This is a genomic window from Klebsiella pneumoniae (assembly GCF_000742135.1).
GTDB lineage: Bacteria > Pseudomonadota > Gammaproteobacteria > Enterobacterales > Enterobacteriaceae > Klebsiella > Klebsiella pneumoniae.
The window spans coordinates 3,401,528-3,425,411 of record NZ_KN046818.1; the positions used below are offsets into that span (position 1 = coordinate 3,401,528).

At 57.0% G+C, this 23,884-nt stretch carries 26 protein-coding genes and 1 pseudogene; 13 read left to right on the forward strand and 14 right to left on the reverse strand.

The window, feature by feature from the left end; genetic code table 11:
* Positions 1 to 79: 79 nt before the first annotated feature.
* The 5 genes and pseudogenes from hemW to DR88_RS09535 all read right to left on the reverse strand — a co-directional run bounded on the left by hemW (position 80) and on the right by DR88_RS09535 (position 3,391).
* Positions 80 to 1,216, reverse strand: coding sequence for a radical SAM family heme chaperone HemW (gene hemW / locus DR88_RS09550; protein WP_004149812.1), 1,137 nt, complete (start codon positions 1,214 to 1,216; stop codon positions 80 to 82).
* On the reverse strand, positions 1,209 to 1,802 hold the full coding sequence (locus tag DR88_RS09545) for an XTP/dITP diphosphatase (protein ID WP_002916615.1): 594 nt from the start codon (positions 1,800 to 1,802) through the stop codon (positions 1,209 to 1,211). Before DR88_RS09545 ends, hemW begins: the two co-directional genes overlap by 8 nt.
* 12 nt (positions 1,803 to 1,814) lie before the next feature.
* Positions 1,815 to 2,106, reverse strand: a pseudogene (gene yggU, locus DR88_RS0126300) (DUF167 family protein YggU).
* On the reverse strand, positions 2,103 to 2,669 hold the full coding sequence (locus tag DR88_RS09540; RefSeq protein ID WP_002916613.1) for a YggT family protein: 567 nt from the start codon (positions 2,667 to 2,669) through the stop codon (positions 2,103 to 2,105). Before DR88_RS09540 ends, yggU begins: the two are co-directional and overlap by 4 nt.
* A 20-nt stretch (positions 2,670 to 2,689) precedes the next feature.
* Positions 2,690 to 3,391: a YggS family pyridoxal phosphate-dependent enzyme gene (locus tag DR88_RS09535; RefSeq protein WP_004144780.1), complete on the reverse strand. Its 702-nt coding sequence runs from the start codon at positions 3,389 to 3,391 to the stop codon at positions 2,690 to 2,692.
* Between the two features lie 16 nt (positions 3,392 to 3,407).
* Here DR88_RS09535 and DR88_RS09530 point away from each other — a divergent pair, with 16 nt between their 5' ends.
* Entirely contained in the window at positions 3,408 to 4,388 is a 981-nt protein-coding gene (locus DR88_RS09530) for a type IV pilus twitching motility protein PilT (RefSeq protein WP_004149811.1), read from the forward strand.
* A gap of 348 nt (positions 4,389 to 4,736) precedes the next feature.
* Positions 4,737 to 5,390: a LuxR family transcriptional regulator gene (locus tag DR88_RS09525; RefSeq protein ID WP_002916607.1), complete on the forward strand. Its 654-nt coding sequence runs from the start codon at positions 4,737 to 4,739 to the stop codon at positions 5,388 to 5,390.
* Between the two features lie 52 nt (positions 5,391 to 5,442).
* Here the strand turns inward: DR88_RS09525 and ruvX are convergent, their stop codons facing one another.
* The 8 genes from ruvX to metK form a co-directional block, all read right to left on the reverse strand.
* Positions 5,443 to 5,859, reverse strand: a complete 417-nt coding sequence (gene ruvX, locus DR88_RS09520) for a Holliday junction resolvase RuvX (RefSeq protein ID WP_002916605.1) — start codon at positions 5,857 to 5,859, stop codon at positions 5,443 to 5,445.
* Complete coding sequence (locus DR88_RS09515; RefSeq protein WP_002916603.1) at positions 5,859 to 6,422, reverse strand: YqgE/AlgH family protein; 564 nt, start codon at positions 6,420 to 6,422, stop codon at positions 5,859 to 5,861. Before DR88_RS09515 ends, ruvX begins: the two co-directional genes overlap by 1 nt.
* A gap of 174 nt (positions 6,423 to 6,596) precedes the next feature.
* Complete coding sequence (gene gshB, locus DR88_RS09510; protein WP_002916600.1) at positions 6,597 to 7,547, reverse strand: glutathione synthase; 951 nt, start codon at positions 7,545 to 7,547, stop codon at positions 6,597 to 6,599.
* A 20-nt stretch (positions 7,548 to 7,567) separates the two neighbouring features.
* Positions 7,568 to 8,299 (reverse strand): 16S rRNA (uracil(1498)-N(3))-methyltransferase, encoded by a 732-nt coding sequence (rsmE, locus tag DR88_RS09505; RefSeq protein ID WP_025861937.1) that lies wholly within the window; start codon positions 8,297 to 8,299, stop codon positions 7,568 to 7,570.
* A gap of 91 nt (positions 8,300 to 8,390) precedes the next feature.
* Positions 8,391 to 9,098, reverse strand: a complete 708-nt coding sequence (gene endA, locus DR88_RS09500) for a deoxyribonuclease I (protein ID WP_002916589.1) — start codon at positions 9,096 to 9,098, stop codon at positions 8,391 to 8,393.
* Between the two features lie 94 nt (positions 9,099 to 9,192).
* A complete protein-coding gene (locus DR88_RS09495; RefSeq protein WP_002916588.1) occupies positions 9,193 to 9,693 on the reverse strand; it encodes a SprT family zinc-dependent metalloprotease in 501 nt (166 codons plus the stop codon).
* Positions 9,694 to 9,770: 77 nt separating this feature from the next.
* Entirely contained in the window at positions 9,771 to 11,165 is a 1,395-nt protein-coding gene (locus tag DR88_RS09490) for a sugar porter family MFS transporter (RefSeq protein ID WP_002916587.1), read from the reverse strand.
* A 384-nt stretch (positions 11,166 to 11,549) separates the two neighbouring features.
* A complete protein-coding gene (gene metK, locus DR88_RS09485; RefSeq protein WP_004149807.1) occupies positions 11,550 to 12,704 on the reverse strand; it encodes a methionine adenosyltransferase in 1,155 nt (384 codons plus the stop codon).
* A gap of 467 nt (positions 12,705 to 13,171) precedes the next feature.
* On the opposite strand from metK, the gene yqgG reads away from it, so the two are divergent.
* From yqgG to speB, 4 genes are all read left to right on the forward strand, one after another.
* Positions 13,172 to 13,321, forward strand: coding sequence for a small protein YqgG (gene yqgG / locus DR88_RS31880; protein WP_418133705.1), 150 nt, complete (start codon positions 13,172 to 13,174; stop codon positions 13,319 to 13,321).
* Between the two features lie 84 nt (positions 13,322 to 13,405).
* Positions 13,406 to 13,537, forward strand: a complete 132-nt coding sequence (gene yqgB, locus DR88_RS29885; protein ID WP_002916578.1) for an acid stress response protein YqgB — start codon at positions 13,406 to 13,408, stop codon at positions 13,535 to 13,537.
* Positions 13,538 to 13,545: 8 nt separating this feature from the next.
* Positions 13,546 to 15,522: a biosynthetic arginine decarboxylase gene (speA, locus tag DR88_RS09480; RefSeq protein WP_004149805.1), complete on the forward strand. Its 1,977-nt coding sequence runs from the start codon at positions 13,546 to 13,548 to the stop codon at positions 15,520 to 15,522.
* A gap of 233 nt (positions 15,523 to 15,755) precedes the next feature.
* A complete protein-coding gene (gene speB / locus DR88_RS09475; RefSeq protein ID WP_002916572.1) occupies positions 15,756 to 16,676 on the forward strand; it encodes an agmatinase in 921 nt (306 codons plus the stop codon).
* Positions 16,677 to 16,803: 127 nt separating this feature from the next.
* Here the strand turns inward: speB and DR88_RS09470 are convergent, their stop codons facing one another.
* A complete protein-coding gene (locus DR88_RS09470; protein ID WP_004149802.1) occupies positions 16,804 to 18,024 on the reverse strand; it encodes an MFS transporter in 1,221 nt (406 codons plus the stop codon).
* A 427-nt stretch (positions 18,025 to 18,451) separates the two neighbouring features.
* Between DR88_RS09470 and DR88_RS09465 the strand changes: the two genes are divergently transcribed.
* The 7 genes from DR88_RS09465 (at position 18,452) to DR88_RS09435 (ending at position 23,872) form a co-directional block, all read left to right on the forward strand.
* On the forward strand, positions 18,452 to 18,775 hold the full coding sequence (locus tag DR88_RS09465; protein WP_004151769.1) for a Rieske (2Fe-2S) protein: 324 nt from the start codon (positions 18,452 to 18,454) through the stop codon (positions 18,773 to 18,775).
* A complete protein-coding gene (locus DR88_RS09460; protein ID WP_004144765.1) occupies positions 18,772 to 19,080 on the forward strand; it encodes a recombinase-like helix-turn-helix domain-containing protein in 309 nt (102 codons plus the stop codon). The genes DR88_RS09465 and DR88_RS09460 overlap by 4 nt, the downstream gene beginning before the upstream one ends.
* 10 nt (positions 19,081 to 19,090) lie before the next feature.
* A complete protein-coding gene (locus DR88_RS09455; RefSeq protein WP_025861938.1) occupies positions 19,091 to 20,113 on the forward strand; it encodes a Rieske 2Fe-2S domain-containing protein in 1,023 nt (340 codons plus the stop codon).
* On the forward strand, positions 20,113 to 20,862 hold the full coding sequence (locus DR88_RS09450; RefSeq protein ID WP_004151771.1) for an SDR family oxidoreductase: 750 nt from the start codon (positions 20,113 to 20,115) through the stop codon (positions 20,860 to 20,862). Before DR88_RS09455 ends, DR88_RS09450 begins: the two co-directional genes overlap by 1 nt.
* A gap of 13 nt (positions 20,863 to 20,875) precedes the next feature.
* Positions 20,876 to 21,664, forward strand: coding sequence for an IclR family transcriptional regulator (locus tag DR88_RS09445; protein ID WP_004174431.1), 789 nt, complete (start codon positions 20,876 to 20,878; stop codon positions 21,662 to 21,664).
* 88 nt (positions 21,665 to 21,752) lie between these two features.
* A complete protein-coding gene (locus tag DR88_RS09440) occupies positions 21,753 to 22,679 on the forward strand; it encodes a VOC family protein (protein ID WP_004149799.1) in 927 nt (308 codons plus the stop codon).
* Entirely contained in the window at positions 22,676 to 23,872 is a 1,197-nt protein-coding gene (locus tag DR88_RS09435) for an NAD(P)/FAD-dependent oxidoreductase (protein WP_004149798.1), read from the forward strand. Before DR88_RS09440 ends, DR88_RS09435 begins: the two co-directional genes overlap by 4 nt.
* The last annotated feature ends 12 nt before the right edge of the window (positions 23,873 to 23,884 follow it).

Sequence of the window (23,884 nt, forward strand, 5' to 3'; positions counted from 1 at the left end):
ATGGTGAGGTTGATATGTCGATAAATTCGAACTATTGTCCTTCCCGTTAAAACGATAAAGGGAAGGACAAGGGTGATATTTATTCGTTAAGGAAGAGTTCGAGCAGGGAATTCAGGAACAGCTTACCGTGCTCGGTAATCTGCCAGTTCTGCTCGTCTTCCTGCAGGTAGCCCTGGGCTATCGCCGCGTCCAGCTGCGGGCGGATCGCCGCTTCCTCAAGTCCGGTATAGCGGCTAAATTCAGCGCGCGGCGCGGCCTCCAGCAGGCGAAAACGGTTCATAAAGAACTCAAACGGTTTATCCGCTTCTTCCACATCATGCTGACGCTCAAGGTAACGGCCTTCCATATACCCGCGCGGGTGGCGTGTTTTGGCGGTCCGCAGAATGCGTCCGTCAGGGAAGGTGATCTTGCCGTGCGCGCCGCAGCCGATGCCGAGGTAGTCGCCAAAGCGCCAGTAGTTGAGATTATGCTGACACTGGAAGCCTGGCTTAGCATAGGCGGACGTCTCGTACTGCTGATAGCCGGCGGCGCTCAGCAGCTGATGCCCCTGCTCGAAAATATCCCATAGCGCGTCGTCATCCGGCAGCACCGGCGGCCGGGAGCCGAACAAAGTGTTCGGCTCAATGGTCAGCTGGTACCACGACAGGTGCGGCGGGTTGAGGGCAATCGCCTGACGCAGATCGTCCAGCGCCTCCTCCAGCGACTGGTCCGGCAGACCGTGCATCAGGTCGAGGTTGAAGCTGCGCAAGCCGAGGCCGCTGGCGAGACGTGCTGCGCGCTTGGCCTCCTCCGGGCCGTGGATCCGCCCCAGGCGCTGCAGCTTCGGTTCGCTAAAGCTTTGTACGCCGATGGAGATGCGGTTCACCCCGGCGCGCTGATAATCAACGAAGCGATCGGCCTCCACGGTACCCGGGTTGGCTTCCATGGTGATTTCCGCCCCGGCGGCCAGCGGCAGGCAGGCGCGGACGCCATCGAGCAGGGTTTGCATGGCCGGGCCGGACAGCAGGCTCGGCGTACCGCCGCCGATAAAAATAGTGCCTATTTCCCGTCCCTGGGCATAGTGCGCATCAGCCTGCAGATCGTTCAGCAGATGCTGGACGTAGTCATCATGCGGCACCTCGCCTTTCAGCGCATGCGAATTAAAATCGCAGTACGGGCATTTCTGCACGCACCAGGGAATATGGATATAGAGACTCAGCGGCGGCAAATTAGCCATTACGTAATGCTTCCAGTAACAGTTTCAGCGCCTGCCCGCGATGGGAAATGGCGCTCTTTTCTTCACGGCTCAGTTCGGCCGCGGTTTTCCCTTCTGACGGGACGAAGAAGATCGGGTCGTAACCGAAGCCGCCATGACCGGCGGCTTGTCGGGTGATTACCCCAGGCCAGCTGCCGTGGCACACCAGCGGCGTGGGATCCTCGGCATGGCGCAGATAGACCAGCACGCAGTGGAACTGGGCCTGACGCTGGTCGTCCGGCACGTCTTTTAACGCGTCGAGCAGCTTCTCAAGATTCTGCTGGTCGCTGGCATCGACGCCGGAATAGCGTGCGGAGTAAATACCCGGCGCGCCGCCAAGAGCATCGACGGCCAGACCGGAATCGTCGGCGATGGCCGGCAGGCCGGTGATCTGCGCCGCGTGGCGCGCTTTCAGAATCGCGTTTTCAATGAAGGTCAGGCCGGTCTCTTCCGCAGAGTCCACGCCCAGCTCGGTCTGAGCGACGATATCGAGACCAAAATCTTCCAGCAGCGAGGCCAGTTCGCGCACTTTGCCGGCGTTGCCGGTAGCGAGGACGACTTTTTGCATGATGAATCCTGTTTATTCAGTTAGCGCCGCGACCGCAGTCGGGATCTGTTGTGGGGCGATGATTTTAACTTGCTTATGGCGGCCCAGCTCGCCTTTTTCAATCAGTACCTGGCTTTTGGCGACGCGGAACTGTTTTGGCGAGAAATTTCACCAGGTGAGCATTGGCCTGGCCATCAACGGGCGGGGCGGTAATGGCGACTTTAAGCTCGTCGCCATGTACGCCCACGATGCTATCGCGGCTGGCCTTAGGCTGAATGTACAGCCTCAGCACCAGCCCGTCAGCGCAGGTTTCAACGGCACTCATAGCGCCATCCACAGCCCCGGCAGCAGTACATTACCGGTGGCCTGCAGCACTTCGGCGATGCCCATATTGATTACGTACAACAGCAATACCAGCACCATCGGCGAGAAATCGATACCGCCCATCGACGGCAGCAGGTTGCGGATAGGGCGCAGCAGCGGGTCCGCCAGCTGCATCAGCACATACTCCACCGGGCTACGGCCCTGGCTGACCCAGCTCATGATCGCCATCAACAGCAGTACCCAGAAGATCAACGAGCCGATGGTTTTCAGCAGAATAAGCAGAGCGGAGATCCAGATGATCGGCTGGAAGGTGATCACCATAAACAGCACGATCGCTTTGATGACGCAGAGAATAAATGCCACCAGCAGCGAGGCGCTGTCAATCGGCCCCATTGCCGGGATAATCCGGCGCAGCGGTCCGACAATCGGCTGCGTGGCTTTCACCACAAACTGCGAAAACGGGTTGTAAAAGTCGCAGCGCGCCCACTGCATCCAGACGCGTAACAACACGACCATCGTGTAAAGCTCAATGACCGTTGAAAGCAGGAAAGTCAACGTCTTCATGGCGTTCCTCAGATTCCTTATTATTTGCTGTAGTCGCGCGCACCAAAAATGGCTGTACCGATGCGCACCATCGTGCTTCCCGCCGCGATTGCGGCTTCCATATCGTCCGACATTCCCAGAGACAACGTATCGACCGTGGGGTACCGCGTTTTTAATCGCGCAAATGCTACCGCCATTTGCCGGGCGACGGCAAACTGCCTTACATATTCTGACTCAGGCGCGGGAATGGCCATCAGGCCGCGCAGTTCCAGATGAGGTAACTCAGCGATCTCCGCCGCTAAGCCGTCGAGCGCTTCCAGCGGGATGCCGGATTTGCTCTGCTCATCGCTGATGTTAATTTGAATCAGCACCTTCAGCGGCGGCAAATGCGCCGGGCGCTGCTCGTTCAGGCGGGTGGCGATTTTCAGCCGATCGACGGTGTGGCACCAGTCAAAATGCTCTGCCACCAACCGGCTTTTGTTGGACTGCAGGGGGCCAATAAAGTGCCACTGCAGCCCGCTGACGCCAGCCTGCTGGAAATGGTTAATCTTCTCCACGCCCTCCTGGACGTAGTTTTCACCAAATGCCCGCTGGCCTGCCGCAATGGCTTCTTCGATCGCGCTCGCAGGTTTCGTTTTACTCACTGCAAGCAATGTCACTTCTTCTGGCGCACGCCCGCATCGGGCGGCAGCACCGGAGATTTTGTCCCGGACCTGTGCCAGGTTATGCGCAATATCGTTCATATTCCGAGGATGAGTTATGAAGCTGGAAGAAATCGTAGCCCTTAGTGTAAAGCATAATGTCTCCGATCTACACCTGTGCAATTCCGCCGCACCGCGCTGGCGGCGGCAGGGCAGGCTGGAGCCCGCGCCCTTTCCCGCGCCGGATATTGCGAATTTACTCAACGACTGGCTCGATGCCGCACAGTTACTGCACTGGCAGGAACACGGCCAGATTGACTTTGCGCTGAACCTGGCCTGCGGTGCGCGGCTGCGCGCCAGCGCCTTCGCCCATACGCGTGGGATATCGCTGGTGCTGCGTCTCCTTCCTGAACAGTGCCCGCGTCTGGATATGCTCGGCGCCCCGCCTGCGCTGAGCGAACTGCTGGCGGAAGAGAGTGGTTTGCTGTTGGTCACCGGAGCGACGGGCAGCGGCAAGTCGACCACCCTGGCGGCAATGGTGGGGCACCTCAATCAGCATCTTGATGGCCATATTCTGACGCTTGAAGATCCGGTGGAATTTATTCATCACAGCGAGCGCTGTCTGATCCAGCAGCGGGAAGTTGGCCGTCACTGTCCTTCGTTCGCCGCGGCGCTCCGCGTGGCGCTGCGCCAGGATCCGGATGTGATCCTGCTCGGGGAGCTACGCGACAGCGAAACCATTCGCCTGGCGTTAACCGCGGCGGAGACCGGGCACCTGGTAATGGCGACATTACATACCCGCGGCGCGGCGCCGGCGGTGGAGAGATTGATCGATGTCTTTCCGGCGGAGGAGAAAGATCAGGTTCGTAGCCAGCTTGCCGGAAGCCTGTGCGCGGTGCTGGCGCAAAAATTGTTACCTGCACGTCAGGGCGGGAGAGTTGCGCTATACGAGCTTCTGGTCAACACGCCAGCGGTGGCGAATTTGATCCGTGAAGGAAAAGTACATCAATTGCCTGGTGTGATGCAGACCGGGATGCAGGCCGGAATGTTGACCTTTACCCAGAGTTTTCAGCAACGTGTCGCTGCAGGCGCGCTATAAGATGAGAAAGAGATTGATATGACAGGTTAAATGATATGTTAGATGAATGTTTATTTGTTGTTTATTAATATTATTTGGTAATACAAATAACTTTTGATTATAAATTCAAATAACACATTCAGATTAGATATGTCGACAGTGAATACGCATTTCCAGGAAAAAAGTTTGATTATCTTTTGACAGCTTTGAGTCATTCGATTTATGCTGTTTGTGGGAATAGGATGATTCTCATGGAATAACGTTTCAGTTTGTAAATTACCTTGGTGATTTATAAATTCACGACTGTTTGTATATTTTTTTATTCATTTAACCACCATGGCGGTGGGTAACAGCTAAGGAGAGTTTTAAGTGATTAATTTAAATGGAAATTCATCATCTTCTCGTCAGGTAACCTTTATTACCCACCCGTCTATTCAAAGCAAAGCCTTTGCCAGCTATCTGAGCGAAACCCTGATGGCACCGGTGGTTTTACAAAATATTAATAAACCGCTGGCGCAGCGTTTGGCAAAAGATTCTGTAATATTATTTGATATTGCAGTGTCAAATAAGAAATTAAACGGGGTGTGGCGGGATATTATTCGCCTGCAGGCAGATAATCCTCGTTTGTTGATTATTAATAGCGCACAAAAGTATGAGCTATACGAAATGGCGCAGTGGCCGGCTTTATATGGCGTGTTCCGTCATGACGATGATGAATCGCGCTTAATTGAGGGCGTTAAGGCCGTGCTGAACGGCGAGCAGACGGCTGAATTGAGCGTGATGCACCCGGCGATGTACGCTGCGGACCATGCATCGACTCCAGTAGAGAACTCGCCGCTGACCGAGCGGGAATGCGAGATCCTCAACGAACTGCGCTGCGGCGCAACGAACCTGGATATCGCCCGCGCGCTGTTTATCAGCGAGAACACGGTGCGGACGCACCTGTACAATGTGTTTCGTAAACTGAGCGTGAAAAATCGCACCCAGGCGGTGAGCTGGGCTAACGAACATCTGCGCCACTAAGCGGGTAAACGTGCGCCGTCAGCGGTCCGCCGGCGGCGCAGGAGGGCAGAGTTTAAAAGCTCTGCTCGAAGTAGCTTTCCAGTATGACTACGGCAGAGGCTGAATCGACGCTGCCTTTATTCAGCGCCCGGTAGCCGCCGTGTTCAAACAGGCCCGCGCGGGCCTCAACCGTACTCAGTCGTTCATCGTGGAGAAGGATCGCGACGCCAAAGCGGCCATGAATTTTATTGGCGAAATTACGCGCGCGCGCCGTCAGCGGTTGCTCGGTGCCGTCCATATTGAGCGGCAGGCCGACGATTACCGCCTCAGGCTGCCACTCTTTAAGCAGTTTTTCGATGACGTTCCAGTCCGGTTTACCGTCCTGCGCCTTCAGCGCCGGTAATGGTCGTGCGGTCGCGGTGATGCGTTGTCCCACCGCCACGCCGATGCTTTTGGTGCCAAAGTCAAAGCCGAGAAAGGTTCCGCTCATCACGCATGCCCCGCGACGCCTGGCATCGTCACAATGTCGATACCAATCAGTTTAGCCGCCTCGCGCCAGCGATCGGCGATCGGCGTACGGAAAAGAATATTCTGATCCGCCGGGGCGGTGAGCCAGGCATTATCTAAAATCTCCTGCTCCAGCTGCCCTTTCTCCCACGAAGAGTAGCCCAACGCAACCAGCACGTTGCCCGGCTGCCGATCGGTACCTAAGGTTTCAAGAACATCCCGCGAGGTGGTAATCACCGTGTTATCCGAGATGCGAATGCTCGAGGAAAAGTCAGAGGGCGGGGTATGCAAAATGAAGCCGCGGTCTTCCGCCAGCGGGCCTCCCAGCATCACCGGTTTATCCAGACGGATCTCTGGATTGCGCGGCTCCGGGACAATTTTGAGCTTCTCAAGGATCCCTTCCACCTGCAGATTTTCCAGCGGCTTATTGATAATAATGCCCATGGCACCCTCGTCGTTGTACTCGCAGATATAGACTACGGAGCGGCGGAAAATGGGGTCCTGAAGCGCGGGCATGGCAATCAGAAAGTGATGCTGTAAATTCATTGTCAGAGGTTCGTTCCTGGTTCAAAAAAGCAACACCCAGTATGCGGGCAAAGTAGAATGGTGTCGATGCACTTTATCTGGCTGGCGCCCGAGTGGCGTCAGGCTGGCAACGTTTCACGAGCGCGGTAATCCGCGCTCGCTGCGCCAAAAGCGGACGTTGGTCCGCCGTCGTGCTTATTTATCGATACGTCTTTCGATAGCGTCCATCAGCATACCGGTGATCGAAATATCCGGGAAGGCGGCTTCGATTTCGCGTACGCAGGTGGGGCTGGTGACGTTAATTTCCGTCAGACGGTCGCCGATGATATCCAGGCCGACGAAGATAAGGCCTTTGGCCTTCAGCGTCGGGCCGACGCGGCGGGCGATTTCCCAGTCGCTTTCGGTCAACGGGCGGGCTTCGCCGCGGCCGCCGGCGGCCAGATTGCCGCGGGTCTCGCCACCCTGCGGAATTCGCGCCAGGCAGTAAGGCACGGGCTCTCCATCCACTACCAACACGCGCTTGTCGCCATCTTTAATGGCCGGCAGATAGTTCTGCGCCATGCAGTAGCGGCTGCCCAGTTCGGTCAGCGTCTCGGCAATCACCCCAAGGTTTGGATCGCCGGCTTTAACACGGAAAATAGAGGCGCCGCCCATGCCGTCGAGCGGTTTCATGATGATATCGCCGTGCTTTTCCCAGAAGGCTTTCAGCTGGGCTTTATTGCGGGTGACCAACGTTTCCGGAGTCAGTTCAGAGAACCAGGCGGTGAACAGCTTCTCGTTACAGTCGCGCAGACTCTGCGGCTTGTTGACGATAAGCGTGCCTTTCTCTTCCGCTCGCTCCAGGATGTAGGTGGCATAAATAAATTCGGTATCAAACGGCGGATCCTTACGCATCAGGATGACGTCAAGGTCCGCCAGCGGCAGATCCTGCTCGCCGGTGAAGTCATACCATTTATCGTAGTTCTGTTCGACGCTCAGCGTGCGCGTCCGGGCGCGGGCTTCGCCGTTGATCAAATAGAGGTCGTTCATCTCCATATAATGGAGTTCATAGCCGCGACGCTGCGCCTCCAGCAACATAGCGAAGCTGGTGTCTTTCTTGATGTTGATGGTTGCGATGGGATCCATCACGATGCCGAGCTTGATCATGGTTCTTCTCCGTTAACGCCTCAACCTAAGTCGCCAAAACGCACCTGTAGGGCGGTGATGGCGGTGAGCGCAGTAGTCTCTGTACGCAGAACGCGCGGTCCCAACAGGATATCAGTAAACTGGTATTGCGCGGTCATCGCTATCTCTTCAGCCGACAGCCCGCCTTCCGGGCCAATCAGCAGACGGACGCGTTCAACCGGCAGCGGCAGCGTGTTAATGCTGGCGCTGGCGCGCGGGTGCAGGTTGAGCTTCAGCCCGCTGTCCTGCTCGGCGCACCACGCCTCCAGCTGCATCGCCGGACGTATTTCCGGTACCACGTTACGACCGCTCTGTTCGCAGGCGGCAATAGCGATTTTCTGCCACTGCTGGATCTTTTTCTGCAAACGTTCGGCATCCAGTTTAACGCCGCAGCGCTCGGAAAACAGTGGCGTTATGAGGCTTACCCCGAGTTCGATCGATTTCTGGATGGTGAATTCCATTTTTTCGCCGCGGGACATCACCTGGCCTAAATGGATATGCAGCGGCGATTCCCGATAGTCGGGTTCGCCACTGAGCACCTCAACCGTAACGTTTTTCTTAGCGGCCTCGGTGATGACCGCGTCAAACACCTGGTTACTGCCGTCAAAAAGCTGTAGGTGCTGACCGGCGGTCATGCGCAGGACGCGGCCGACGTGGTTGGCCGCGTCATCGCTCAGCGCGATCTGGCTGCCGACAATGAGGCGTTCTGGATGATGGATGCGAGGAATGCGCATGCTTGATATTCCGTTCGTTGCGCAGATGCCAGCTTCCCGCCATCGGGCGGGAAGCACAGGGCTGCAAATTAACAATTGCCGCTAGTGTAGGTTAGCTCTTTTGCGCCTGGCAAGCCTGCTGGACATACGGATTATGGTTGCCCTGCACTTTCGCGATGCGCTCATCACGTTCACATTCCCAGGCGGTGACCGGGTACTGTTTATTCCAGGCGGTAAACAGCTGAGTTTGCTGGCGGGAAAGATTCAGCTGATAGCGGTCGCGCATATAGAAGTAGGTGCGGGCGATAGCGCCGCGAGCGCGGGCAGGGGGCTCGGCGATTTTATCTTTAAAATCGACCTTCATGGTGCACTGGCCGTACTGGCCTTCACCGCCGTTCCACTGGCTGTACATGAAGTTGCCGCGATCGCCATTCACTTCTCCCACCGCCGGCTGCAGGTTGTGCATGTCGCTTTCCATCTTGCGGTATTCCGGATCTTTGGCGCAGTTTTTACGTCCACCCTCCTGCCAGCACTGACGCTGATGGCCGAACTGCCATGCCGGCACTACGTGCTCCCATTCAACCCGGCTGGCGCGGTTCTCATTTTTACGCACTTTATAGCCGCAGGATTCCAAATCGATAACGCCTTTTTTCCCCTGCCAGTCGATTTTACAGCCGCAATAAAAATCGCCCGGAACGTCGGCATTCACTTTGACGCCAGCGGCTTTGGCCTGGGAAAAACTATTAATACCAGCGGCCGCAAGCGGACCACTGACTGCCGCGCTCAATACCGCTACGGCTAAAACATGCATACGGGACATCGTTAACTCCGTGTCAAAACGAGCCCGCAACGTAGCGAATGAGGGTGCCGGATGCAATCAGTCAGATCAGAAAGTTTCTAATTAATTCCGATGGTTATTTTTCAGCCACCAGCAGATCGCCGCAGCGAACGCAGCGGTAGGTGGCCTCGCCGCGAACCACCCGGTTATGGCGACGGACGGTGAGCTGGTGCTGCTGACAGCGACAGCGATAGGGGAAGGTGTTCTGGCGGACCGAAGCGAGTTCAAAGCGGTGGGTGCGACGCGCGGGAACGCCAAGGACGCTCTCCATCATCCATTTCCACTCTTTCCCGTGCGGCGCGACGCGGCCGAAATGCTGCCAGACCAGCAGGTGCGCCAGCTCATGCGGCACCACTTCATCGATAAACTCCCGCTGATTTTCCAGCAGCAGCACCGGGTTTAAACGAATTTCGTTTTTCTCCAGCCAGGCGGTGCCGGCGGAAGTACCACGCTGCTGGTAGACCAGCGTCGGTTCCGCATAGCGGCGTTCCAGCTTGCGATTCGCATTGGCGAGATGCTCCCGCAGGCTGCGCATGACGGCCTGCTGAATAGCGATGGGAATACGGGGCGTTTTCATAGCGCCAGAGGATAGTGCGGCGGAGGGGGGAGAGCAAGAGGAAGCTTCCTCCCGGGATGGGAGGAAGCTCAGGAAGGTTAATCGCGGGCACCGATCTCGCGCAGTGGACGACCCTGCATCAGGTTACGTTCAATATGTTCCAGCGAGACGTTTTTGGTTTCCGGGATCAGCCACAGCGTCAGCAGGATAAACAGCACGTTCAGACCGCCGTACACCCAGAAGGTATTGGCGCTGCCCAGCGAGTTGAGCATGGTCAGGAAGGTGGCGCCGACAATCATGTTGGCAATCCAGTTGGTCGCTGTGGAGCAGGTGATACCGAAGTCGCGGCCTTTCAGCGGCTGGATTTCGGAGCACAGTACCCAAATCAGTGGGCCGGCGCTCATGGCGAAACCGACGATGAACATCAGCAGCATCAGGACGGCGATGTACTGGGCGGTAGAGGAGTGAATGCCGATGTGCATCATGGTACCCAGGACGCCCATACCCGCGGCCATCACGATAAAGCCAAGGATCAGCGTCGGTTTACGGCCCCAGCGGTCGACCAGACCGATGGCGATAAAGGTGGCCAGCACGTTAGTCAGACCGACGATCACTGTCCCCCACATTTGCTCAGTGGTGTTGGCATAACCCGCCAGCTCAAAAATCTTCGGCGCGTAGTACATGATGACGTTCATCCCGGTGAACTGTTGCATCACCTGCAGCAGGATGCCGAGGAACACCGCGCGGCGGAAGTTGCTGTTGTCTTTAAACAGCGACCAGCCGGACTGTTTTACCTTCAGGCTTTCACGGATTTCATCGAGCTCGCGTTTCGCTTCGGCGCTGGTATCGCGCAGGCGCAGCAGCACGCGTTCCGCATCGACAAAGCGACGTTTGGCGGCGAACCAGCGCGGGCTGTCCGGCAGGAAGATAACGCCGATCAGCAGCAATACCGCCGGAATGATGATAACCCCGAGCATCCAGCGCCATGCGCCGCTGTAGCTGAAAGCGGTGTCAGAGAGATAGGCGCCAAGGATCCCGATGGTGATCATCAGCTGGTACATGGAAATCATACTGCCGCGAATTTTTTCTGGGGCGATTTCCGACAGATACAGCGGAGCCGTATATGAGGCGACGCCCACCGCCAGGCCGAGCAGCACACGGGACACCAGCAGGATCTCGACGTTTGGCGCGGCGGCAGAGAACAGCGAACCGGCGACGAAGAGGATGGCGCCGATCATCAGGCTCTTTTTCCGGCCCAGTTTGAAAGAGAGCCAGCCGCTGCCGACCGCGCCGACGGCAGCTCCGAACATCATGGAGCTGACCACCCACTCCTGGGTGTGGGCGGAAATCTGGAACTCATTGGCAATAAAGGGTAAGGCACCCGCAATAACACCGATATCAAGGCCGAACAGCAGGCCAGCCAGCGCGGCGAGGAAACAGACGAAGAACGTCATAGTCTTGTTCGAACGCCCTTGTTTTTTGTTGTCAGGCATAACGCCCTCCAGTTGAGTTATTGATTCTGTCGATGGTTAGGGTAGGACACTCGTCGGTAAAAAAACGTGACTATAATCACGGCTGTGTAATCGTTTCCACAAAGGTAAAGAAACGTAATCCATTAAATGCTTTTTAAATCAGCAATATAAACAAGGATAGACGACATTTTGAAAAACGGTAATCAGAGTTGACCGAAACAATATGTAACATTGTGAAAAATGGGTACAGGAGATAGCGTCTTTGGGCAGAAGGTGACAGTCTTTACTATGTAATCGCTTTCATTTTTTGGCGGCCGCGCGTTGAAATGGGGGCGCAGAAAAGTGGGGGAGGCGTAAATAAAAAGGCCAGCGCGAGACTGGCCTTGAAGAGAGGAAGCGCGGAGATTATTTCAGACCGGCCGCTTCCCGCAGCAGCGCCGCTTTGTCGGTTTTTTCCCATGGGAAATGTTCGCGACCAAAGTGACCGTAGGCTGCGGTTTCTTTGTAGATCGGGTGCAGCAGATCCAGCATCTGAATCAGACCGTATGGACGCAGGTCGAAGAACTCGCGCACCAGCAGGGTCAGCTGTTCAGAAGGCACTTTCTCGGTGCCAAAGGTTTCCACCATGATGGACGTCGGTTCTGCAACGCCGATAGCGTAGGAAACCTGAATTTCGCAACGATCGGCCAGGCCTGCGGCAACGATGTTCTTCGCCACATAGCGCGCCGCGTAGGCTGCGGAACGGTCAACTTTAGATGGATCTTTACCGGAGAACGCGCCGCCGCCGTGGCGAGCCATGCCGCCGTAGGTATCAACGATGATCTTACGACCGGTCAGACCGCAGTCGCCCATCGGGCCGCCAATAACGAAACGGCCGGTCGGGTTGATGAAGAATTTGGTGGACGCGTTGAGCCATTCGGTCGGCAGAATCGGCTTGATGATCTCTTCCATCACTGCTTCCTGCAGGGATTTCTGATCGATATCTTCCGCGTGCTGAGTCGACAGAACGACCGCGTCGATGCCGACGATTTTGCCGTCGTCATACTGGAAGGTCACCTGGCTTTTCGCATCCGGGCGCAGCCACGGCAGGGTGCCGTTTTTACGCACTTCAGCCTGACGCTGCACCAGACGGTGAGCGTAAGTCACCGGCGCCGGCATCAGCACGTCGGTTTCGTTAGTGGCGTAGCCAAACATCAGCCCCTGGTCGCCGGCGCCCTGTTCCAGCGGATCGGCACGGTCAACGCCCTGGTTAATGTCCGGAGACTGTTTACCAATGGCGCTCAGTACGGCGCACGAGTTGGCGTCAAAGCCCATATCGGAATGCACGTAGCCAATTTCGCGGACGGTGTTGCGGGTGATCTCTTCGATATCAACCCATGCGCTGGTGGTGATTTCGCCGCCTACCAGCACCATGCCGGTTTTGACATAGGTTTCACATGCGACACGCGCTTTCGGATCCTGCTCGAGGATCGCATCCAGCACGGCATCGGAGATTTGGTCAGCAATTTTGTCAGGATGCCCTTCTGATACGGACTCAGACGTAAAAAGGTGTTTTGCCATATTTTATTTCACCTGTGGACGATTCGGATAGCTCATACTGTTGTGTAATGTGGCTTTGGTGGATAATCAGCGCAAAGCCGCGCAGGTAGCGACACGAGCAGTCTGAGTGTTAATCAGTATAGACGGATTAACTTCTGGACGGCCATTTTAGGTCAAATCTTGAGCCCATTTCCAGCCTTTTTTGATGGCGGTCGCATTTATGGGAAAACCCGCCTGGCAAAATTTCCTGACAACCGCGCAAACAGGCACATTTTTATTTTGCTTTTTACCCCGCTTCTCGGTATAAAACGCCGCGCGCGGCTCATTAAAAAAGCGCACGGGGCATGGCCCTGTGGTGCCACTTCCAGCCGGGTTAAGCAGTCTGTATTTACAGAATCTCGCAGCGGCGTAGCGCCTGTTGCCCGGTATGTATAGCTTTGGCTTGTCGCCGACCCTGTCGCAGGGCGGTGTGGAGGTGATACCAGATAATGAACCAATGTTTTTCGTTTGATTCGTCGCGTCGTTCTGTCGCGCGTCAGCACTCCGCAACCTGCATCTCTCTCATGCAAACCAGCCGATGTTCACCCCATCTCGGCGCTTCTCAGGATTCCAGGGCCGGTCGGCCGTCAGAAAACTGAACAAGGGCGCTCTTGCCTGGCAAGAGTTTTCTCGTGGTTTCTCCGGACTGTCATACTCTGTTCGGCTACGTGTTTTACGATGATATGAATAAGAAACCGGTCGCGCAGTCGCAAAACCAGCAGATAGTGCTGGGCTTTAGGACTGTTCATGGGTTGTTATCGCATCTTTGGACTGCGATAGTAGTTAACTGTCTTACACTTATTATTAAAAATTGAGGTTCGCTATGTCTGACGACATGTCTATGGTTTCGCCTTCGTCAGCAGGCGAACACGGTGTACTACGTTCCATGCAGGAGGTAGCGATGAGCTCCCAGGAAGCCAGCAAGATGCTGCGTACTTATAATATTGCCTGGTGGGGCAATAACTATTATGACGTCAACGAACTGGGCCACATCAGCGTTTGCCCGGATCCGGACGTCCCGGAAGCGCGCGTTGACCTCGCGGAATTAGTCAAAGCGCGTGAAGCGCAAGGGCAGCGCTTGCCGGCGCTGTTCTGCTTCCCGCAGATCCTGCAGCACCGCCTGCGCTCGATCAACGCCGCCTTCAAACGCGCGCGTGAATCGTATGGCTATAACGGCGATTACTTCCTCGTCTACCCGATCAAGGTTAACCAGCACCGTCGCGTGATTGAATCGCTGATCCATTCCGGCGAGCCGCTGGGCCTGGAAGCCGGTTCGAAAGCGGAACTGATGGCCGTGCTGGCGCACGCCGGGATGACCCGCAGCGTCATCGTCTGTAATGGTTATAAAGACCGCGAATATATCCGTCTGGCGCTGGTGGGCGAGAAGATGGGCCACAAGGTCTATCTGGTCATTGAGAAGATGTCCGAGATCGCTATCGTGCTGGAAGAGGCCGAGCGCCTGAACGTGGTGCCGCGCCTTGGCGTACGTGCGCGTCTGGCCTCGCAGGGCTCCGGTAAATGGCAGTCCTCCGGCGGCGAGAAGTCCAAGTTCGGCCTCGCAGCGACCCAGGTGCTGCAACTGGTCGAAATTCTGCGCGAGGCAGGCCATCTTGAGAGCCTGCAACTGCTGCACTTCCACCTCGGTTCGCAGATGGCTAACATTCGCGATATCGCCACCGGCGTGCGTGAATCGGCGCGTTTCTACGTCGAACTACATAAGCTGGGTGTCAACATTCAGTGCTTCGACGTCGGCGGCGGCCTGGGCGTGGACTATGAAGGCACCCGCTCGCAGTCCGATTGCTCGGTGAACTACGGTCTGAACGAATACGCCAACAATATCATCTGGGCGATCGGCGATGCCTGCGAAGAGAATGGCCTGCCGCACCCGACGGTGATCACCGAGTCCGGCCGCGCGGTGACCGCGCACCATACCGTGCTGGTTTCCAACATCATCGGCGTTGAGCGTAACGAATACACCGAGGCGACCCCGCCGGCGGAAGACGCTGCGCGTCCGCTGCAGAGCATGTGGGAAACCTGGCTGGAGATGCACGAGACCGGCAACCGCCGCTCGCTGCGCGAATGGCTGCACGACAGCCAGATGGACCTGCACGATATCCACATCGGCTACTCCTCAGGCACCTTCAACCTGCAGGAGCGCGCGTGGGCGGAACAGCTGTATCTGAACATGTGCCATGAGGTGCAGAAGCAGCTCGACCCGAGCAACCGCGCCCATCGTCCCATCATCGATGAGCTGCAGGAGCGAATGGCGGATAAAATCTACGTCAACTTCTCGTTGTTCCAGTCGATGCCGGATGCCTGGGGGATCGATCAGCTGTTCCCGGTGATGCCGCTGGAAGGGCTGAACAAGTCGCCGGAGCGCCGCGCGGTGCTGCTGGACATCACCTGCGATTCCGATGGCGCCATCGATCACTACGTGGACGGCGACGGGATCGCCACCACCATGCCGATGCCGGAATACGACCCGGAGAACCCGCCGATGCTGGGCTTCTTCATGGTTGGCGCCTATCAGGAGATCCTCGGCAACATGCACAACCTGTTCGGCGATACCGAGGCGGTGGACGTGTTCGTCTTCCCTGACGGCAGCGTTGAGGTTGAGCTGTCCGACGAGGGCGATACCGTAGCGGATATGCTGCAGTATGTGCAGCTGGATCCGAACACGCTGCTGACCCAGTTCCGCGATCAGGTGAAAAATACCGGTCTGGACGATGCGCTGCAGCAGCAGTTCCTCGAGGAGTTCGAGGCGGGACTGTACGGCTATACTTATCTGGAAGACGAGTAGCCGCTGATGCCCGGTGGCGCTGCGCTGACCGGGCCTGCGTATGTCGGCCGGATAAGGCGAAGCCGTCATCCGGCAGCATGCGATACTCACTTGAACCCGTATGCATTACCGGCGATAATTCACGCCAATAAGCGATTTATCTATCAAACCCTTCCTCGTCGGGCCTAACGACGCGGAGGGGTTTTTTTATACTTATTTTTTACGTTCCACGACTGTCAAAAGAGGTCATATCCATGAGCACTTTAGGTCATCAATACGATAACTCCCTGGTATCCAATGCCTTTGGCTTTCTGCGTTTGCCAATGAACTTTATGCCGTATGAAAGCGATGCGGACTGGGTCATCACCGGCGTGCCGTTCGATATGGCGACCTCCGGGCGCGCGGGCGGCCGTCATGGCCCGGCGGCGATCCGTCAGGTTTCCACTAACCTTGCCTGGGAGCACAACCGTTTCCCGTGGAACTTCGATATGCGCGAGCGCCTGAACGTGGTGGACTGCGGGGATCTGGTGTACGCCTTCGGCGACGCGCGCGAAATGAGCGAGAAGCTGCAGGCTCACGCCGAGAAGCTGCTGGCGGCCGGCAAACGTATGCTCTCCTTTGGCGGCGACCACTTCGTTACCCTGCCGCTGCTGCGCGCCCATGCCAAGCACTTTGGTAAAATGGCGCTGGTGCACTTCGATGCTCACACCGATACCTACGCCAACGGCTGCGAGTTCGACCACGGCACCATGTTCTATACCGCGCCGAACGAAGGGCTTATCGATCCGAACCACTCCGTACAGATCGGGATCCGCACCGAGTTCGACAAAGACAATGGCTTTACGGTACTGGACGCCGGCCAGGTTAACGACCGCAGCGTTGATGACGTGATTGCCCAGGTGAAGCAGATCGTCGGCGACATGCCGGTGTACCTGACCTTTGATATCGACTGTCTGGATCCGGCGTTTGCGCCAGGCACCGGTACCCCGGTTATCGGTGGGCTGACCTCCGACCGCGCGATCAAGCTGGTGCGCGGCCTGAAGGACCTGAACATCGTCGGGATGGACGTGGTGGAAGTTGCCCCGGCCTACGATCAGTCCGAAATTACCGCTCTGGCGGCGGCGACCCTGGCGCTGGAGATGCTGTACATCCAGGCGGCGAAAAAGGGCGAATAAATCTGTTCCCGTCATACTTCAAGTTGCATAGGCGTGGGCAATAAATCGGCCCATCCCTGGGCCTCGTCCTTACGGGGCCAGCGCAAGCGCTGTTCAAAACGACTAGCCGTTTTGTCCTGCAACTTATTTAGGGTATAGACGCGTTTACTGCTGCTGCGCGACGCATACGCAGCAGCAGTGCGCCGCCGGCGCACAGCGTGATCAGCTGCGATGCCACCAGAACGGAAAAACCTGAACTGACCGATCCCACCGATTTCATCACCACTCCCATCAGCAGCGGAATAAACGCCGCGCAAATATTGCCAATGCCGTTAATGATCCCATAGGCGCTGCCCACCGCTTCGCGCGGGGCGTGATGCTGAACCACCGCGGGGATCGCTGCCCCCTGTAATCCCCAGAAAACGTTCGCCGCCAGCATAAACAGCGCCAGCATCGCCGGCTGCTGGCTGAGCATCAGCGCCAGCACAGAACCGGCGGTGAGTAGGCCGCCGATAATAAACAGCAGCGGCGCCTGCTCCGGGCGCATTTTGTCGAGGAGCACGCCGCCAAGAAACTTTGAGCCGAGGCTTAACAGAAAGGGGACAGCCGCCAGCAGGCCGGTAGCCTGTAGCGAGAAGTGGTGCTCGTCGCGCAGCCAGGCGGGCAACCAGGCGCTACTCCCCCACAGATAGCTGAGCGTGGCGATTTCTACCAGCAGGATCCAGCCTAGCAGCGGCGTACGCCAGGCGAGGGCAAAAGTTTGGCTAAAGCCAGGCTTCGCGCGCTGTGAGGTTACTTGTGGCGCGGGGAGAAACCGCCAGATTAATCCGCCGCCGAGCAGCAGGTTAAGCAGCGCCAGCGCGTAGAAGGAGCCGATCCAGCCAACGTGCGCCATCAGCCAGGTGACCAGCGGGAAGCCTACCGCCAGCCCCAACGATACGCCAAGGGCGGTCAGCGCATTCGGCTTGCCTATTTCATCAGCGGCGAAGTTGTCGTTGATAAAGCGCGTTTTCAGAGAGAACAGCGGCCCCTCCGCCACGCCAAGAACGATGCGCGCGATCAACATTCCCAGCAGTGAGCCGAGTAGCGGGGAAATGGCGCACACCAGCGCCCATATAGCAATGCTGCTTAAGAGTCCCTGACGATAATGCCATCTACTTTCTATAACTGGGGTTAATAATAATGCCGAAAAACCATAACCCAGAAGAAAGCATGTCATTAGCATACCTTGTAACATTCTGTTTTCATTTAACTGAAAATGGGCAGCGAATTCCGGGTTAAGGATCATCACCGAGATATTTACCCGATCGACGTAGGAAATAATTATTAACAAAAGTAATGCTATTACCCCTTGCCATCTTGCCGCCATTCGTTGTCTCCACGCTTAATTTAATGATTGCCAGTTATTATTTTTTAACGCCAGAAATAGTTACATGAGTAAAATGGTTCACCTATGAAACTCATTGTTTTTAAATGATTAAATAAATAGCTGTTTCATGGATGAAACACCATGGTTTCCGCTGTTGCCCATTTTTAATGATCGATTTGAAAAGAAGTCAATAGTCGTATGTGAAATTTAAATCGGCATTTTTATTTATAATGGATCACCGCTTTAAATATCATCATTTCATCTGAATGCAGTTTTTCGTGATCAATTGCACACTTAGCTAATTTAAAAGCCACTCATTAACAAATTCGTCACATTAATGCTTGACGAAACATTCACCGCTTTTATATTGACCGTATTAAATAAGAAACAGAGTTTCATATATGAAACAAAAGCCTGGAGGATTGCGATGAGCTGGATAGGCGTATGTGACGCGGAGCAAGTACAGGAAGATTTCCCATATAGCGGCAATATCGACGGTAAGGAAATCGGTATTTATCTGATTGATGGCGAATATTACGCGCTGGAAGACGTTTGCCCTCATGCCTATGCGCTCCTGAGCCAGGGCTTTGTCGAAGATGGCAAGGTGGAATGCCCGCTGCATGAGGCGGTATTCGACGTCAAAACCGGCCAGTGCCTGCATGGACCCGGCGGTCGCAACCTTAATCGTTACCCGGTGCGGGTATACGACAATCAGATCCAGATTACCTTTATCGAGGAGAACGTGGCATGAGCGAATCCCTGGACTTCAACCCGGCGCTACCGGAAAGCCGCCAGTTTACGCCACCGGCGGAAGGCGGAAACGGCAATATCCATAAGCCTGGCGACTATCACAATCTGATTTGGCAAACCCGCAGCCGGGTACCGGAAAACTGGGAACTGCAGCTTATCGCCACCCTGGAAACGTTGTTCGAGCAGGGCGCGGAAAGTCTCGGTGAACTGGTGAACGGCCTCAATGGCGTCAGGATGCATGACCAACAGGGCGAACCGTGGAGCGAAAGCAGCTTCCAGGCATTTTTACAGGTTAACGGCTACTGAGGACACAGCGATGACGACAACGGTACAAAACTATCTTGATAAAGGACTGCGCGGCCTGTGGTATCCGGTGCTGGCGAGCTGGGAAGTGCAGTCTGCGCCGGTAGGCATTACCCGTCTCGGCGAGCAGATCGTGGTCTGGCGGAATAAAGATGGCCAGGTGCAGGCCCTGGAAGACCGCTGCCCGCATCGCGGCGCACGCCTGTCAATGGGCTGGAACTTAGGCGATCGTATCGCCTGCTGGTATCACGGCGTGGAAGTCGCCGGCAACGGCGAAGTCAAAGACGTCCCGGCGGTGGATCGCTGCCCGCTGGTCGGCCAGCAGTGCGTGCGCAGCTACAGCGTGCACGAAGCGCACGGGGCAATCTTCCTGTGGTTTGGCGTCACCGCCGATCAGCAGCCTGATGAATTGAGCTTCCCTGAGGAACTAGCCGATAGCGAAAAATACAGTAACTTCCTGTGCACCGCGGCGTGGAAATGCAACTACCAGTACGCGCTGGAAAACGTGATGGACCCGATGCACGGTACCTATCTGCACTCGTCATCGCACTCGATGGCGGAAGGCGATCGCAAAGCCGATATGGTCCTGCAGCCGACGAAAACCGGCTTTATCTTCGAGAAAAAAGGGCAGAGCGGCGTTAACTTTGACTGGGTTGAACTGGGCAACAGCGGCGCCTACTGGATGCGTCTGTCTATTCCGTACAGAAAGCGTTTCGGGCCGGGCGGCCATTTCTGGATCGTCGGCATGGTGGTTCCGGAAGATAACGATAACTGTCGCGTCTTCTTCTGGCGCATCCGCGGCGTTCAGGGCTGGCAGCGCGATCTGTGGCGCTTTATGTACCGCAACCGTCTGGAAAAACTGCACTGGGAAGTACTGGAACAGGATCGCGTGGTGCTGGAAAGCCTGGCGCCGAACGCCCGCGATCATGAATACCTTTATCAACATGACGTCGGTCTGTCCCGCCTGCGCCGCATGATGCAGAAAGCGGCGAAAGAGCAGTTAGCGCTCCGCGAAGCGCAGCAGGGTGCCGCCTGATGAACGGCCTGCTAAACGGTAAACGTATTGTCGTCACCGGTGCGGCGCGCGGTCTCGGGTACCACTTTGCCGAAGCCTGCGCCGCTCAGGGCGCGACGGTGGTGATGTGCGACATCCTGCAGGGAGAGCTGGCGGAAAGCGCTCATCGCCTGCAGCGGAAGGGCTATCAGGTCGAATCTCACGCCATCGATCTTGCCAGTCAAGCATCGATCGAGCAGGTCTTCAGCGCCATCGGCGCGCAGGGGTCTATCGATGGCTTAGTCAATAACGCAGCGATGGCCACCGGCGTCGGCGGAAAAAATATGATCGATTACGATCCGGATCTGTGGGATCGGGTAATGACGGTCAACGTTAAAGGCACCTGGTTGGTGACCCGCGCGGCGGTACCGCTGCTGCGCGAAGGGGCGGCGATCGTCAACGTCGCTTCGGATACCGCGCTGTGGGGCGCGCCGCGGCTGATGGCCTATGTCGCCAGTAAGGGCGCGGTGATTGCGATGACCCGCTCTATGGCCCGCGAGCTGGGTGAAAAGCGGATCCGTATCAACGCCATCGCGCCGGGACTGACCCGCGTTGAGGCCACGGAATACGTTCCAGCCGAGCGTCATCAACTGTATGAGAACGGCCGCGCGCTCAGCGGCGCGCAGCAGCCGGAAGATGTCACCGGCAGCGTGGTCTGGCTGCTGAGCGATCTTTCGCGCTTTATCACCGGCCAGCTGATCCCGGTCAACGGCGGTTTTGTCTTTAACTAATAAGTGAGGCGGTATGGCGAACGATCAGGAAGTGAAGTATCTGGTGCCCGGTCTTGAGCGCGGTTTACAACTGCTGCTGGCGTTTGGCGAACAGCATCGCGATCTGACCTTTGCCGAGCTGCATCGGCTGGTGGATATGCCGAAAGCGACCGCCTATCGCGTGGTGCAGACGCTGGAATATATGGGCTTTCTCGAGCGCAACGCCCGCACCAATACCTTTTCGCTGGGCATGAACGTACTGCGTCTGGGCTTTGAATATATCGCCTCACTGGATGTCGCTCAGGTGGGTCAGCCGGTCATCGAGCAACTGCGCGATATCAGCCAGTGCAGCAGCCATCTGGCGATCCGCGACGGCCGCGACATTATCTACATCGCCCGCGTCAGCGCCGCCGGTTCGCGTATCAACCAGGTCAGCGTCGGAACGCGGCTACCGGTGCACTGCACCTCGCTTGGCCGCATGCTGCTGACCGATGTTTCCCGCAGCGAGTTTGAACAATTGTTCCCGAATGAACGTCTGCCGGGCAATACGCCGGGCCAGCTGTACGACCGCGAAGCGCTGTGGCAGATGGTGCAGCAGGATAAAGCCCGCGGCTACGTGATTGGCGAATCGTTCTATCGCCACGGCATCTCATCGATTGTCTATCCGGTCTTTAACCGCAGCGGCCGGGTGGCGGCGGTCGTCAGCATTCTGGTGCCGTCGGACGAGATCCCGCAAAGCGATCGCGAACGGTTGCAGAACGACGTCAGTATGGCAGCGGACAAAATTTCCGGCTTCCTCGGATATTTGTCACAGGCAAGTTAAATCAACAACTTAACAGCAGGCGCTTGATTGCGTCGGGCATGTTTTACGCCCAAATTCGGGCGACTGAACGGTAAAGAGGCGACGAATAATGAGTATTACCGGAATTGAAAAGCTGGAATTTGGCGTAGACGACCTGAACCACAGCGCTAAATTCATGCGCGATTTTGGCCTGACCGGCGACGCCAGCGGCCGCGCGTTTACCACCCTCAGCGGCGCGCGGGTCGAACTTAACCCGACCGATGCCGCCAACTTACCGCCAGCCTTTGAGGCGGGCAACACCCTGCGTCGCATGACCTGGGGCGTGGCGGATCGGGCGGCGCTGGATGCGCTGCGCCCGAAGCTGGAACGCCAGCCCGCTTTCCGTGAAATCGACGGCGCGCTGGAGTGCCGCGATCCCAACGGTATGACGCTGCGGGTGCAGGTTAGTCAGCAAACGGCGGTTGAACTGAACGTTGAACCGATCAACCAGTGGGGCGATGTGCGTCGCATCGACACCCCGAGCCCGGTCTACGACCGCGCGCAGCCGATTAACGTCGGCCACGTGGTGTTCTTCGTGGAAGAACTGGCGGCGGTGGAAAGTTTCTATCGCGAAGTACTCGGCTTTCAGGTGTCAGACCGCTACATCAATCGCGCGGTGTTCCTGCGCTGCGGCGTGCGCGGCGGACACCATAACCTCTTCTTATTGCAGTTGCCCAACCGCAAGCGCGGGCTAAACCACGTCGCGTTTACCGTACGGGATATTCATGAAGTGATCGGCGGCGGCATTGCGATGAATAAAAACGCGTGGAGCACGTTTATCGGTCCCGGCCGCCATCCGGTCTCCTCGGCCTACTTCTGGTATGTCAACAGCCCGACCGGCGGCGCTTTTGAGTACTACACCAACGATGATTATCTGACGGAAAACTGGCAGCCGCGCGAGCTGGAGCATTCACTCGTGTCCTTTACCGAATGGGCGGTGGAAGGCGGTATCGATCACGATACCCGTCGCCAGCAGAAAAAACCGGAGGCGGTATGACGGCGCGGATAGTCATTATCGGCGGCGGCCAGGCTGGCGGCTGGGCGGCGAAAACGCTGCGTGATGAAGGGTTTAGCGGCGAGATTTGCGTGGTTGCCGAAGAGCAATGGGATTTTTACGAACGTCCGCCGCTGTCGAAAGCGGCATTGCTGGAGGCCGAACCGGCGCTGCCGCGGTTATTCAGCGCCGAGGTGCAGCAGGCACTGGATTTGCGCTGGTACCGCCCGCTGCGCGCGAAATCGATCGACCGGCAAAATAAAACCCTGGCGCTGAGCAACGGCGAAATGCTGGCGTACGACCTACTGCTGATCGCCACCGGCGGCCGCGCGCGGCTGCCGTCCGAGGCCTGGGGGCAGCATCCTCAGGTATATACCCTGCGCCACTGGCAGGACGCGCAGCGTCTGAAGCAGCGGTTGGCATCGGCAACGCGGCTGGCGATCGTCGGCGGCGGCTGGATTGGCCTCGAAATCGCCGCCTCGGCGCGCAAAAGCGGCGTAGCCGTGACCCTTTATGAACAGCAGCCGGCGCTGTGCATGCGCTCGGTCAGTATGGAGGTCTCGCAGGCGCTGGATGAGTTGCATCGCGGGCAGGGCGTTGATATTCGCCGCGGCTGCGGCGCGCTGGAGCTGGAAGATGATAACGGCTTGCCGACGCTGCACTGCGACGGCCAGCGGGAAACCTTCGATGCGGTAGTGGTGGGGATCGGCGTCGATCTGAATCTCGAACTGGCGCGCGATGCCGGGCTCACTGTCGATCGCGGGATTGTCGTTAATGCCCAGGGGCGCAGTAACGATCCGGCGATTTTCGCCGCTGGCGATGTCGCCCAGCACCATCAGTACGGTCTGTGCATTCAGTCGTGGGCCTTTGCGCAAAATCAGGCCATCGCGACAGCGAAAGCGATGCTCGATCCACAGGCCAGCGGCTACGACGAGGCGCCGTGGCTGTGGTCAGATCAATACGATCGCAATGTCCAGATCCTCGGGATCCCGCAAGCGGGCAGCCGGACCATTGTGCGTGACGAGCCGCAGGGCGCGATCTACTTCTCCCTGAATGCCGATGGACGCTTAACTCAGCTGGTGGCCTTCAATAATGCACGTATCGTGAAGCTGGCGAAGCGCTGGATGGCGGCGGGAAGGGATCTCTCTAACGTCCCGCTCGCTGACCCGACTTTCTCGCTGATGTCATTGCGATAAGAAACGCGAACC